We start from the raw sequence: 13729 nt of genomic DNA on the forward strand, positions 1-13729 counted from the left end.
AGAAGTTAGAAGTTAAGAGTTATGAATTATGAATTTTTAACTCCTCACTCTTCACTCCTCACTCCTCACTCTATTAATGCAACATAGGAAACATAAATACCATGACACCAGAACTCAAAGACAAGATTGATAGCTTGCTACAAGAAAACAAGATTTTAGTTTTCATGAAGGGAAACAAGTTAATGCCCCAATGTGGTTTCTCCAACAACGTTGTGCAGATTCTCAATACCTTGGGAGTTCCCTTTGAGACGGTTGACGTTCTATCAGATCCTGAAATTCGTCAAGGTATTAAAGAATACTCTAGTTGGCCCACAATCCCCCAAGTGTATATCAATGGTGAATTCCTTGGCGGTTCTGATATTTTGATTGAACTGTACCAGAAAGGTGAATTGCAGGAAAAGGTAGAAGTAGCATTAGCTTCTTAAGCTCTTTTTACCCAAACTAAAGGGTATGTTGCTGAATTTGCGCTTTGCTATCAAGGCAATGTGCCATTTTTAATATCCTTGAAAGGAGATATACTATTTCTTTCCCCTTTCAAGGGTTTTTTAATCGGTTTCTGACAAAAATACTCTTTGTTGGACTTGATTTTATTGCTAAACAACAATCCCCTCAGTCTAATTGGCTTTGCCAATATAGGGCTGAGGGGATGCGTTTAATCAATACAATATCTATCTCCAAAATTTCACACCACGACAACCCGTTGACCAATACAGATAATATGCTATAATTATCTGCGGTAATTAACGGTTACTATCAATTACCATTTACCTGGTAATTAGTAGTAATCGGGCTGTGGCTGTGGTTGTGGCACTGCAAAGTTTGAGCCATCGTACAAGAAGCGGCTGGCTTCCTCTTCTAGGCGATGAATCAGATAAGGTTCAATGACATTGCTGTGTCGCAGTGCGGCTAGATATCCATCCAAATACATCCGCATATCATCCGTGCGATAACCGCGATTCCATAACTCGATGAAGGCATCGGTGAGTCTTTGGTAATAGCGGATGGTTTGTGTGTCTTGGAGCATAACTGCTGTATTAATCTCTTTGGAATGAGAATTGTAAATGATTCACGCTAAAAAGTGAAGTGTAATTTCACTTTGGCATAAACTCAAAGTCAACACATCTACTTTGGGTATTACCCTCATAGCAGCTACAAGCTACTTTAATCTTATTCCAGAAAACATCGATTCTAGTTAGCTGCTAAGTTATTTTTTTGATTTTCACAATCACAGCCCAATTGTATTGATGTTATATTCCTGGATGGGAGTACTAAATTTTTGCGAAAAAATCCACTTTTGCCATCAGGTTTAATCAGGTTGAAAAGCTGTTGTTGTTGTTGTTAGCTGGTTGGATTATAGATATTTGCCACATTACACCCATCTCAAAGCAAAATGTTAAGTTAAAAGAACTTTTTATAAGTCTAACAACGCTTTCGAGAAATTTAATAAAAATTTAATAATATTTCTAATTGCCTATTGGCAAGGCATAAATTAAAGATATTGCCACTTATTTTATTAGGAAATGTAAAGTTAATCGCAATTGAAGTAACAAAGGCTACAAAACCTTAGAGACGGGCTTGTTAATTTGAAAGTCATCGACGCTAAGGGGTCTTGCCACCGTGGGTTCGGTTTGTATAGAAATCATTGAGGGGAATCCCCATCTGAGGTCGTTGTTGGGTTGGCACTTGCAACAACTGGAATACCGCGTGCATCAAGCTGCCAGTATTTATCAAGCAAGGGAAGTATTTTTAAGCCATCAACCAACACTGGTAGTTTTAGATGCAGACCTGCCTGATGGTGATGGCATTGAGTTTTGTCGTTGGTTGCATCGTCAGCAGCAGCCTCTAATCTTAATGCTATCTGCCCGTAATAGTGAAGCTGATATAGTCGCAGGTTTAAAGGCGGGTGCAGATGATTACTTGAGCAAACCTTTTGGAATGCAAGAGTTTTTGGCACGGGTAGAGGCACTGATTCGCCGGAAGCGCACACCTACTGCACCTGCTTATTTGGATTATGGCACTTTGCAAATCGATCTAGTTCAGCGTCGTGTCCGCTTCCAAGGGGAGTTTATTGACTTAACGCCCCAGGAATTCAGTTTGCTGTACGTTTTAGCACAAGCTGGGGGAGTACCTCTAAGTAGATCGGAATTGCTGCGTCGTGCTTGGCCGGATGCTATTGATAACCCTCGTACCATTGATACTCATGTTTTATCGCTGCGGAAAAAGGTTGAACTCGATCCTCGGCAACCCAATTTGATTCAAACTATCCGCAATGTTGGATACCGTTTTAACATGGAAATTTTGAATACCAATATTTCACAGTCACAGACAACAAAGTTAGCTAGAGAGAGATTTAATAATCAACGTTCAACACTTACTAGTAGTCAAGTGTGAATTAGGTAGTAGGGTGAGGGGGAGTAAGAAAACGATTCCTGATTCCTGTCTCATCCAAAATTTAAAATCCAAAATCGTCTTGAGCTGCTGCTTGAATCAGACTTTTTCGTAATTCAATCCAGTCTATCTCTGAGGCTGTTTGATTTGCGAATAAATGACCTTGTTGCAGGTGTAATAACCGAGAGCAAAACATCTGGGCTAGTTCCAGTTGGTGATTCACCATCAGAATCGTGGTTTGATGAGTTTGACTCAACTGGGTTAAGACTTGCATTAGATGAGAAGCCGTACCAGGATCGAGGGCAGAGGTTGGCTCATCTAATAATAATATTTTAGGCTGGATGACTAAGGCACGAGCGATCGCTACTAGTTGTCGTTGTCCTGAAGAAAGTTGCACCTCTGTTCGCTCTAACCATTCATTGGGAATGTGCAGTTGGTCTGTCCAGTGATTGACTCGTTGCTGAATTGTCTGTTTGGGCAAACCACGCAAAACTAAAGGATAAGCCAAGGATTGCCCAACTGTCATCCCCAACAGCTTTGATTCTTGCAATACAAGTACAAGCATCTGCCGTAGCTGGATGACAGGAATTTGGCGATATTCTTGATTTTCCAGATAGAGTTTACCACTCGTGGGTTCAATTAGGCGGTTGATGAGGCTTAATAACGAAGTTTTGCCAGCACCTACTGGGCCTACAATTGCAATGCATTCGCTCTGGAATACCTCTAAGGAAATATCCTGCAATATGGGGTATCCCTGCTGATTGCCAGGAAGTTGGGTTTTCAGCTTTGTAAACAGATTAACTTGCTCTAGCCTGAGTGTGGCTTTTGCTGTATTCAAGGGGAGTGGGGAGTGGGGACTAGGGAGAAATCAATGCCCAATTCCCAATTTTAAGTTAATTGTGCAGTAGTTAATGCTGTAGCGATCGCCCAGCCATCGACTAATAGTAGCAGCAGTGTGCATCCCAGTAAAATCAGGTACATCCAGGGCTGCGCTAAAGGGCGAACATCTGTGGTGTCAATGCTCGTCTTTGCTTGGACAATTTGCACCAAACGGGCAAATCCAGCTACACGCATCGGTAGTAAATAAGCTTTCCCATCCTGGCTGAGGAAGTAATAAACTAGCCCTCCTTGTCCAGTGCTGCGGGGTTTTATCTCTTTGACTTGTGACCAAGGTAAAGACCAGCCTTTACGAAAAAAACGAGGCACCCAGGCGGGGTAAGTAACCTGAATTCCCTCGTCATCTACTATTACTTGTTCTGTCAATACCGCATATAAGGCAACTAAGCCGATGCCAATCCCTATCCACAATAATTCTGGAGGTACGGGTGCAGCTGTTACCTGCGATAAAAAAGGTAATGGAACTGTGAGTGCTATGTATAGACTCAGCAACGTTATCCGAATCAAAGGAGACAAACGAAAAACAGAAGGTGAGATATTGGCTGAGTTTGCTGTCACGGCTCAATTACAATGCTTTTCTTCATTGTAGAGTAGGTCTATGTCTTAGCTGGAGTGTTGGAAATAAGGTATGCCAATTTAATAATTCGTAATTCGTAATACTTCGGCTACGCTCAGTACAAGTTCGTAATTCGCAATTTTTTAGGGTAAATACTTTTGTACTACAATCCAACCAGTAAGGGATACCCAGGCAAATCCTAGAAACAAAATAATATTTACGCCGATGTGTAAGGGTCTAGCCCAAGGTCGTCTGGCACTAATTTGGGTGGCACTGAAAGCAGACAGTAAAACTAGTGCTACCACTATCAACCCAGCGATTAAGTGTGATGAGTGACCTAAAGAGCCAAAGTGCCCTAAAGTGCCAACAATACCGATCGCTAGCAACAGTAGCACTAAACTTACCATGCTAATGCCCATTGTATAGTGGAGCGATCGCACCCCTTTATTACCGCCCATAAATGGCGTGATAAAAGGAAATTGCTGCGAAGTTCTCGCCCGAAACATCCAAACACCGGTGACTGCTAACATCAGATATGCCAGCAGGGACAACCCCATAGACCAGGCGGCTATTTTCCACAACCAAAGAAATGAAGGCAGATTCATAAGATTGATTGTAGATGAGATGAGGGAGATGGGGAGAATAATTAATACCCAATGCCCAATGCCCCATGCCCCATGCCCAATAAATAATAAACAAAAAGGGCTGCTGAATTAGCAACCCTTAAATTTAGATAAAATTGTTTTTTTTAATCAACCGAGGCTAAACCAAGGATTTGCAAGGGTTTTGTAGTATCTCCGATTTTTGTATTAATTTGCTGCACCATTAATTTGGTACTAAAAGGGTCTTTTTCATCTGATGAGTCTGTATCAAACTCATTAGTATTGGGTTCTTCGAGCATCAGGCGATCGCACGGAATCTTATCGGATAAAATTGCACTTGCCATCATCCCTGTATGAATCTCCACTTGACCTTTTCGCGGAGCTTCAAAAACTAAACGTTGTCCAGGGAAAACAACCCTTTCAAAGTACCAGTTGGGAATATTGGAGATGCGAGCTACCTGTATTTTGCTCGTGGCATTAATGTAGCAGCAGAGAATTTTTCCCGATTGCTCAGGTGGTAGAGGATCTAATATTTGAGCCATAACTGCTGAGGAGCTTTACGCCACAATTTTACATTACACTAGCCAAGCCTAGCACCCACTGATCCCCAGTTGTTGTAACTGCGAATACCAACTGAGTATTTGTAGATTATTTCTGTCTAAAGATATATTTTTAGTTATGAAAATTTTGTAATTATTCACACCTTTTTCGGAATTATACACTATGAATAAAAGTTTTTGATATTTTTTCCTGGTATAAAAGCTTCAATTATCTTAAAGCAGATTGTTAAGGAATTGACATAACAACGATCCCCTTACTTTTAGCATAGCGAGGAAGTGAGTTTTGCTGTTTCATCTACCCCAGAATTAATCGCCTGGGATCATCACTTAATGAATAAACTCGATGTTATGGTAAAGCTATATGAAAAATGTCTTCATAAACCTCTCTATAGATTCTATGTATATTTTATGCACAGCAACTTTAGCGTTTTCCGCGGTTTTTAACAGCAGGTTTTAGATACCGATAATCGGCTGAAATGTCAAGCACGATTGTGATAAATAAAACCAAATAAAACAAGCACACACTGTAAGACTAGATGTTTCTCTCGCTTTCTCCACAGATTGGCAAGATGGAAGTTAAAACACAGATGATGGAAAATCGAATTCTTTACGTTCGCCTTCCTTGTAACCCCATCTTTCCTATTGGGGTTGTCTACCTGAGCGATCATGTCCATAAGCAGTTTCCTAATATTGAACAGCGCATCTTTGATTTAGGAACAGTGCCACCTTTAGATTACAGTTCGGCTCTGGATCGCTGTATTGATGAATTTAAACCGACACTACTAGTATTCTCTTGGCGGGATATTCAAATTTATGCCCCAGTTGGCGGACGTGGTGGCAACCCGCTGCAAAACGCCTTTGAATTTTACTACGCCAAAAATCCTCTACTGAAACTACGCGGCGGATTGGGCGGTTTGCGAATCTTCATCGCTTATTATGTAGAGTTATGGCGAAACCAGGGCTTAATCAAACGCGGTTTAAACCGTGCCCAAAAATATAATTCTGATGCTCGTGTAGTTGTCGGTGGCGGTGCAGTCAGTGTATTTTACGAACAATTGGGTAAAAGCTTACCCCAAGGAACAATTATTTCTGTGGGTGAAGGCGAAACTCTGCTGGAAAAACTTTTAAGTGGCAGAGATTTTCGAGATGAACGCTGTTACGTTGCCGGAGAAACTCAACCACGAAAACGGCTAATTCACGAACAACCCACCCCAATAGAAAAAACAGCTTGTAACTATGACTATATCGAAAGCATCTGGCCGGAATTTAACTTTTACCTGCAAGAGCAAGACTTTTATATAGGTGTACAAACTAAGCGTGGTTGTCCTCACAACTGTTGTTATTGCGTCTACACCGTCGTTGAAGGCAAACAAGTACGCATCAACCCAGCAGATGAAGTCGTTGCTGAGATGCGCCAATTATACGATCGCGGCATTCGCAATTTCTGGTTTACTGATGCCCAATTCATCCCCGCAAAAAAATTTATTGCCGATGCCGTAGAACTCTTGCAAAAAATCGTCGATTCTGGTATGACAGATATCCACTGGGCAGCATATATCAGAGCCGACAATTTGACACCAGAGTTGTGTGACTTGATGGCGAAAACCGGGATGAACTACTTTGAAATAGGGATTACCAGTGGTTCTCAAGAACTTGTGCGGAAAATGCGGATGGGGTATAACTTGCGAACCGTCTTGCAAAACTGCCGTGACTTAAAAGCTGCTGGTTTCAACGACGTAGTTTCCGTCAATTACTCCTTTAACGTGATTGACGAACGTCCCGAAACCATCCGTCAAACCATCGCTTACCACCGCGAACTAGAACGGATTTTTGGTGCTGATAAAGTCGAACCCGCCATTTTCTTCATTGGACTACAACCCCATACCCATTTAGAAGAATACGCTTTCAAAGAAGGCATCCTCAAACCAGGATACGATCCAATGAGCTTGATGCCGTGGACAGCCAAAAAACTTCTCTGGAATCCCGAACCCCTTGGTTCATTCTTTGGCGAAGTCTGCTTGCAAGCTTGGCAACAAAACCCCAACGACTTCGGGCGCGAAGTCATGAAAATCTTAGAAGAAAAGCTGGGTTGTGCTGACTTAGAAGCAGCACTTTCCGCGCCAATACAAAGCAAAGAAAAACAGTTGGCTGGAGTTTCATAAACTCTTGTGGGGTGGGCCAGAAAGCCCGCCATTTTGTCTTTCTCGTTCCCAGGTGAAACCTGGGAACGAGGAACGGAGTAAATCTATTTTTTCGTATTCCCTACCCTCGATTTATCCATCATAAAATCGAATTCATCGTAAGGCTTGGCATATCGAACTGCCAAACGAAAGTCGCTAGGTTAAGAAGTGTTCCACGACCAAGTATAACTCTTTGTTTGGTTTGCGGTAATATCGTAGGAAGCTAACTTTCCATAGTTTTGTATTACTACCAAACTATGTCAACAGCTGAAAGGATGAAAAATTATTCACCTATTACTTGCGAGTTGCGGGCACATAGTAAATGCAGCGATAGAAAATTAGAGGCCCATACTGACCCTGAATAGCATAACGTTTGCATACAGTATAGCGGTTCTTAGAAGGGAATGGAAGGCAGAAATAAGGAGTGCTACAAAGGTTTTTTGGATATGGTGAACTGCTTTGGGACACAAAATCATTTGGAGTTTCAGAATAGGCTGCGGAGGTAGAGACAGCTAAGGCTGTGGCTATAACAAAAGGAATGGACTTAATTGAAAATTTCATGTTTTAATTCTCCGTTGTAAATCAACAACTTCATTTGATTGAATAGAAAGACTAAATAAGTCGGTGGTGAGAAACAGAACTATATTACGAAAAGTAAATACACCTGAAACCCTACCAATGAAAGCCTTCACCAGTTAGCTTTATTTGCGCCAACTTACTTAAGCTAAGTTTTAAATCAGAAAAACTTGCTTCACGGGGTTATGTTTTACCCGTGTTTGCGCTTTTGCGTCTTATACGTGCAATCGCTCTTTGTAGCCGATCGTCTATAACTACATTCACCAACTTGACTTTCTACCTTTCTAAGATGGCTTACTTTGCTTAAATTCCACCAGTTCGGTTTTGGATCAGCGAGAGTGATCTTAAATATCAACTTTTTGTGTAAATGGTAAATAAACAGGTGATAATTAATATGTGGAATGCCGCAAAACTTGACTTTTGCAATAGCCATGTCTACTCTCAAAGCTTCTCAACATGGTTTAGCTAGAATTAAACAAAAAAGAAAAGAAAAGGGTTGGACAATTGACGATCCGAGATGGCTTGAGGAAGCAAGTAAAATTTTAGGTACAGATTGGCAAGAAGAAGGTTTTTTTGCTGAAGGGATTTCTCAAGGAACTTGGAAACGCTTTTTAGCAGGAAAACTACCCATTAATACCGGAGCTTTTAAAGCTTACTGCTTAGTTCTTCAACTCAACTGGAATGAGATTGTTGAGCGAAATATACACCAAGATTGGGGTGAAGCACCAGATGTATCTATTTTCTATGGTCGTACTCAAGAAGTGCATCTTTTAGAGCAGTGGACTATACATGAAAACTGCCGTTTGGTAGTAATTTTAGGTATGGGTGGTATAGGTAAAACTGCTCTTGCTGCCAAACTGGGACAGCAATTTCAGCATGAATTTGAGTATATAATTTGGCGAAGTCTCCGTAATGCTCCTGTAGTGGAAGAAATATTGACAGAAATGATTCAGTTTCTCTCAGAACAGCAGGAAATAGACTTGCCAAGGAACTTAGATGGTAAAGTATTACGGCTAATATATTACTTACGTTTACATCGCTGTTTGTTAGTACTGGATAATGCTGAGGCAGTACTTAAAAGTGGCGATCGTACAGGTAACTATAGAGAAGGATATTCTGGTTATGGTCAGCTATTGCGATGTATTGCAGAAACATCTCACAAAAGTTGTTTAATTTTGACTTCTCGCGAAAAACCCAAAGGATTAGCAAAATTAGAAGGTGAAATACCCGTTCGCTGCTTGCAATTAACTGGTTTACCCACAGATGCAGGAAGAGCAATTTTCTTTACTAAAGGGTCTTTTATTGGTTCGCAGGACGAATGGCAAGTTTTAATTTACCATTATGGCGGAAATCCCTTGGCATTAAAGATTGTAGCTGCGGCAATTAGAGATTTTTTTGATAGTAATATTTCTGAATTTTTGCGATTTTTAAAGAAAGTTACATTCATTTTTGATGATATCTGCGATTTATTAGATAAACAATTTTATCGATTGAGCAAATTAGAACAAGAAATTATGTATTGGCTGGCTATTAATAGAGAGCCAATAAATTTGATGAAATTGCAAGATGATTTGATTGCCAACGTCCCGCATTGTGAAATCATACAGGCGATCGTATCTTTGCAACGTCGGTCATTGATTGAAAAAAATGCCGCTGAGTTTACTCAACAGCCTGTCGTTATGGAGTACATTATCGCTAAATTAGTTGAGCGTATTTGCCAAGAAATTACTGACGAAAAAATGGAATTATTTCAAAGTCATGCTTGGATAAAAGCAACTGCTAAAAATTATATCTGAGATCGCCAAAATTTCCTGATATTGCAACCAATAATTGAAAAATTACTCGCTAGCTTCGGTTCTGCCAAAAATATTGAAAGCTGTTTAGGGCAACTTCTATTAAAACTGAGAAATGAATCGTCTATAGAAACAAGATATATTAGCGGGAATATCCTTACAAAACAAAGGCTTATCCTTTAACATCAGCACAAAAAGCCACTTTGATCACTCTTGGCAGGTTAGCTGAACCGTGGTATTAGATATTATAATTTTCCGAGATAGCATAATTCATAGCTTAAACAGTAAAATAATATAGTTATAAGCACTAATTTCAAACTCTTTGTTAATCAACGCTCTTTGTGGTACGTTTAAATTAACTCCATGTTAGAAGGCTCAATACTCCAAAAATTAGAAACAGCCCATCGCCACACCACCAGGCCAATTCGATTCGGTGTTTACTACAAAAATACCCTGGTTGCCCTGTGCCACGCTTTAGAAGACCATATCTTAACTGATGACGGTACGCCCTTAGTCATCACAGCCTTCCAACAAGGTAAATGGTATCTACAAGAAGCCGAGCGATATGCAGACATCGCCCAATGTAGTTGCCAAATTGCCATCATGGCTGCCGCTGAATCTGGCTTTGCTGAACATCCTACCAGCCAGCTACCCAATGTAGACTTAGTGGCATTAGATGTAGGCGATCCAGTGGCGCAAGAGTGGCACTTAATTATTTTATCACCCAAATACACAGCAATGGTAATTTGTCAAGAATTATCAGAGGCTGATTATGGCAGTGCTGGAGTACCGACATCAGATTTAGAGCGTAAATTTTATGGGTTGTGGACATTTGAGCCAGAGTTAGTACAAAAGACAGCAGAAATTGCGATCGCTCACATCAAAAAATACAACCCAGAATTGGCGGAAAAACTCACAAGCGATAAGCAGCAAATTGTACCGTCAATGGATAGATCCCAAAATTTAGGTGCAGTTGTCTCCCGTGTAGTAGATTATCTCCAGACTGGGCAAGAGAATTTATCCATCCCTACAGCCCTTCAGAAACAAACCCTAGATCGCAACTTGGTTTCTAACGAAATCCAAGCCTTTTTGCGAATGGCACAACTGATGGATATGGCAGATGTCAACAATCCAATGGCAGCTGCGGAAGTAGTAGTACTTGCTGAAGCGATCGCCCAGCTTTTGGATCTTCCCGCATGGCAGATTAAGAGATTGCGGCTAGCGGCTTTGTTACATCGCATAGATCCATTACAAAATGCCGAAAGTGTCCTGAATTCTGGTAATATACCAACACGCTATCAAGAAGATGCCCCCAGTTGTCCTTTAATACCAGGGGCGCAAGTATTGCGAACCATGCCACGACTGCGAGCAGTTGCCCAAATTATCACTCACCAAACCGAGTGGTGGAGTGGCGTAGGAGAACCAGCAGGTTTAGCTGGAGATGAAATTCCCCTAGAGTCGAGAATTTTGGCATTATTGGCAGACTTTCAGTGGCGAGTCAATCAGCGAAAATCGTCAAATCAAAGCCGGGAACAGATATTTACTCAAGCTTTAGATGAGTGCAAACAGCAAGAATCTACTCGCTTTGACCCTAAACTCGTAAATACCCTAGCTTTGTTAGTTATGGGTTTACAACAGGGACTCGACTTACCCTTGATGACACCCAAATTCAGCGCCGGCATCTGGATACTTGATTCCCAATGGGATAGCCACAGCAAGATCAGTGAAGAGATTGGTAGTTACTTTACATGAATATTGAAGCCATTAAATTAGGAAAACTCAAACAACTTCCAGGCGCAAATTTAGAAGACGAGGAACTCTCCCGACTGGATTTAAGCCGGATTAATCTTGCTGGCGCTACCCTTGTAGGTGCTAATTTTGCTGGTTCTAAGCTCGAAGGTGGACATTTGGAGGGGGCAAATTTGATGGGAGCCAACCTCCAAGCAACTGACTTGCGGGCGAACCTGATGGGAGCCAACCTGATGCAAGCAGACTTAACGGGCGCTGACTTGCGGGGTAGCAATTTGCGTGGAGCTAACTTGATGGGAGCAAGACTCAGTGATGTGTCATTGGTGGGTGCTTTCTTGAGTGGTGCCAATTTAATGAATGTGAACTTACAAGGCGTTGATTTGCGCGGCGCTGACTTGCGCGGTGCAAACCTGACAGGGGCAAATCTCAAAGGTGCAGACTTGAGTCGCGCCGATTTGCAAGGGGCTTTGTTGAGTGAAGCAAATCTTGAAGAGGCTGATTTGCGAGGGGCGAATTTGGCGGGCGCAAATTTGACAGGAGCTAATTTGCTTTGTGCAGAGTTAGAAGGTGCAAATTTGAGCGGTGTTAATTTGAATAAAGCTTGTGTGGTGGGGACAGTGGTTGAGACGCTTGCGTAAACATTGCACCAAAAAACCACCTATGCCGATTATTTGTATTTTTGAGGATTACCCAGAATGACACCCGTCGCTGCACAAGTCTCAATCACCGCGATCATTCCCATGTTGAGGGCGATCGCAATTCGGCAATGAGAACAGTTTCAAGAACTGGAGGCAGATTTTATATCTCAGTATGGAGTAGAGGTATGGCAAGAGGTTTTTAATTTCCGTCTCAAGCCAGCACTGGATAAAGATTCTGACAGATGGCTACTGATTCAGTGGTGTGGTGAAGGAATTATCTCAGTCAAAAATGTGGCGTAGGTGCGATCGCGCAAAGTGAATTATGGCGATCGTTTAATTAAAAACTTCTCCTAAGTGCCCTCTTAATGCATCGATACTGCCCCACTGCTTCATCAAGTTTTCACTAGACAACAATTTAGCTTTAGTATCAAACCGACCCCACTCGGCTCTCATTTCCTTTTGATCAAGAGGAATACGGTTGGGATTGTCGAAATCAGCAATCCAATGAACCTTAACCCATCGGAAAATACCCCATGTATCTATTCCCCATTGAGGTTTATCTTCACTTCCCTCATTAACCAGTTCAACTACGTGTGTCAAGAATCGCTCGTACTCAGGTAGTTTTTGAGAAAGGATGATAAAAGATCCTTTTGGTAAGTTAAAGGCATGATTATCTACACCTTTACCCTCTTTAAAGTTTAACTGAAAGTAAGCTCCAACAGGATAGATTTTATACGCCCAAATATCACGATCATCATTTACATTTTTGATATATTCCAGACGACTACAATCCATTATTTTTAACCCTAAACCTTTATTTGATGTTGAATCTCTAAAAGCCTTTTGGCTACACTCTGACACTTTGCCTAAATGGAATATTAATGTAGTTTCTTTTTAGCCGATATTTTATTTTTCTACAAGTTCATTACCCATCTTTAATGTTTTACTGTTCGCCCTCGTATCCCCAAAGCTAGTACACTCATTAACAACACCCCCATCACTCCTTGCAGGGGATTATTATTCACACCAGTTACCCAATCAGGAACCTGACCAGAATATTTCACTAATTTACCCACATTAATAATGTAGTAACCCCAAACTAAACCACTATGCAAACCAATTGGAAAACCCAAGCGTCCCCTCCGCCAACGCTTTCCCCATACTTGCGTTAACCCCAGCAGTACTAAAGCTGGAAATTGCGGCAGTGTATGAATAATTGCCTCTAAGGGTTTAATAAAGTGCAATGTAGCAAACGCAGTTGCATCTGTCCACAGTGCCACACGCGGGCTGTAATTTCGTTGTAATTCATCTAGCAACCAGCCTCGGAATAACAATTCCTCAGCAAATCCGATGCCCAAGCCAACAAGTGAACCCTCTAAAATAACTTTCAGCAAAAAAACTTTCGGTTGTTGCCACACCAACCAACCCAACAAACTTTCTACCCCAAAAAGTGTCAGAATATTAATTATCCCCAGAGCCAAGCCACGCAGTAAATCTACACCATTGTGCCGCGTGAATTCTAAACCATAATGCCGCAGAATTTGGGGTTGCTGGTAGACATATTTACCCCATAGTCTCAGGAGAAAAATAAATATTGCATATAACAATACCAATGTCAATATACTTTCTAAGTTTGAATCATGCACTAGTAAGTATATTGGTGTAGCAAATGGCAACCATAGCAACAGTAAGGTCAAAATAAAAGCACCCAGCCTAATAGGGGCAGGGCGTTCAGCTAAACGGACAAAGTTTTTGTTCATACTAAACAAGTCAAAATAATCCGTAATTAC

Annotated in this window: 13 protein-coding genes; 6 read left to right on the top strand and 7 right to left on the bottom strand. The window is 41.2% G+C overall.

The window, feature by feature from the left end; genetic code table 11:
- Window positions 1–101: 101 nt before the first annotated feature.
- Window positions 102–425 (top strand): Grx4 family monothiol glutaredoxin, encoded by a 324-nt coding sequence (gene grxD, locus RMX69_RS03425; RefSeq protein WP_094349509.1) that lies wholly within the window; start codon window positions 102–104, stop codon window positions 423–425.
- 350 nt (window positions 426–775) lie between these two features.
- On the opposite strand, the gene RMX69_RS03430 is transcribed toward grxD, so the two are convergent.
- Entirely contained in the window at window positions 776–1024 is a 249-nt protein-coding gene (locus tag RMX69_RS03430) for a DUF6761 family protein (RefSeq protein WP_194042008.1), read from the bottom strand.
- A gap of 593 nt (window positions 1025–1617) precedes the next feature.
- Here RMX69_RS03430 and RMX69_RS03435 point away from each other — a divergent pair.
- Window positions 1618–2391, top strand: a complete 774-nt coding sequence (locus RMX69_RS03435) for a response regulator transcription factor (protein ID WP_094349507.1) — start codon at window positions 1618–1620, stop codon at window positions 2389–2391.
- A 61-nt stretch (window positions 2392–2452) separates the two neighbouring features.
- Here the strand turns inward: RMX69_RS03435 and RMX69_RS03440 are convergent, their stop codons facing one another.
- The 4 genes from RMX69_RS03440 to RMX69_RS03455 form a co-directional block, all read right to left on the bottom strand.
- Complete coding sequence (locus RMX69_RS03440; protein ID WP_322636521.1) at window positions 2453–3226, bottom strand: ABC transporter ATP-binding protein; 774 nt, start codon at window positions 3224–3226, stop codon at window positions 2453–2455.
- Window positions 3227–3276: 50 nt separating this feature from the next.
- Window positions 3277–3843: a hypothetical protein gene (locus RMX69_RS03445; protein WP_322636522.1), complete on the bottom strand. Its 567-nt coding sequence runs from the start codon at window positions 3841–3843 to the stop codon at window positions 3277–3279.
- A gap of 141 nt (window positions 3844–3984) precedes the next feature.
- Entirely contained in the window at window positions 3985–4446 is a 462-nt protein-coding gene (locus RMX69_RS03450) for a DUF4079 domain-containing protein (protein WP_322636523.1), read from the bottom strand.
- 143 nt (window positions 4447–4589) lie between these two features.
- Entirely contained in the window at window positions 4590–4985 is a 396-nt protein-coding gene (locus RMX69_RS03455; protein ID WP_289795314.1) for a DUF1830 domain-containing protein, read from the bottom strand.
- A 587-nt stretch (window positions 4986–5572) separates the two neighbouring features.
- Here RMX69_RS03455 and RMX69_RS03460 point away from each other — a divergent pair.
- The 4 genes from RMX69_RS03460 (at window position 5573) to RMX69_RS03475 (ending at window position 11939) form a co-directional block, all read left to right on the top strand.
- Window positions 5573–7165 carry a photosystem II high light acclimation radical SAM protein gene (locus RMX69_RS03460; RefSeq protein WP_322636524.1) on the top strand — a complete coding sequence of 531 codons (1593 nt, stop codon included), beginning with the start codon at window positions 5573–5575 and terminating at the stop codon, window positions 7163–7165.
- A gap of 995 nt (window positions 7166–8160) precedes the next feature.
- The gene (locus RMX69_RS03465) at window positions 8161–9555 is read left to right on the top strand and encodes a helix-turn-helix domain-containing protein (protein WP_322636525.1); all 1395 of its coding nucleotides are present in this window, start codon (window positions 8161–8163) and stop codon (window positions 9553–9555) included.
- A gap of 360 nt (window positions 9556–9915) precedes the next feature.
- Window positions 9916–11304 (top strand): DICT sensory domain-containing protein, encoded by a 1389-nt coding sequence (locus RMX69_RS03470; RefSeq protein ID WP_322636526.1) that lies wholly within the window; start codon window positions 9916–9918, stop codon window positions 11302–11304.
- Window positions 11301–11939 carry a pentapeptide repeat-containing protein gene (locus RMX69_RS03475; protein WP_289795318.1) on the top strand — a complete coding sequence of 213 codons (639 nt, stop codon included), beginning with the start codon at window positions 11301–11303 and terminating at the stop codon, window positions 11937–11939. Before RMX69_RS03470 ends, RMX69_RS03475 begins: the two co-directional genes overlap by 4 nt.
- A gap of 333 nt (window positions 11940–12272) precedes the next feature.
- On the opposite strand, the gene RMX69_RS03480 is transcribed toward RMX69_RS03475, so the two are convergent.
- Together RMX69_RS03480 and RMX69_RS03485 are read right to left on the bottom strand one after the other, a co-directional pair.
- Window positions 12273–12800, bottom strand: coding sequence for a hypothetical protein (locus RMX69_RS03480; RefSeq protein ID WP_322636527.1), 528 nt, complete (start codon window positions 12798–12800; stop codon window positions 12273–12275).
- Between the two features lie 74 nt (window positions 12801–12874).
- Window positions 12875–13699, bottom strand: coding sequence for a type II CAAX endopeptidase family protein (locus RMX69_RS03485; RefSeq protein WP_322636528.1), 825 nt, complete (start codon window positions 13697–13699; stop codon window positions 12875–12877).
- Between the last annotated feature and the right edge of the window lie 30 nt (window positions 13700–13729).

Origin of the sequence: Nostoc sp. EspVER01, assembly GCF_034530635.1 — a bacterium.
Taxonomy (GTDB): domain Bacteria; phylum Cyanobacteriota; class Cyanobacteriia; order Cyanobacteriales; family Nostocaceae; genus Nostoc.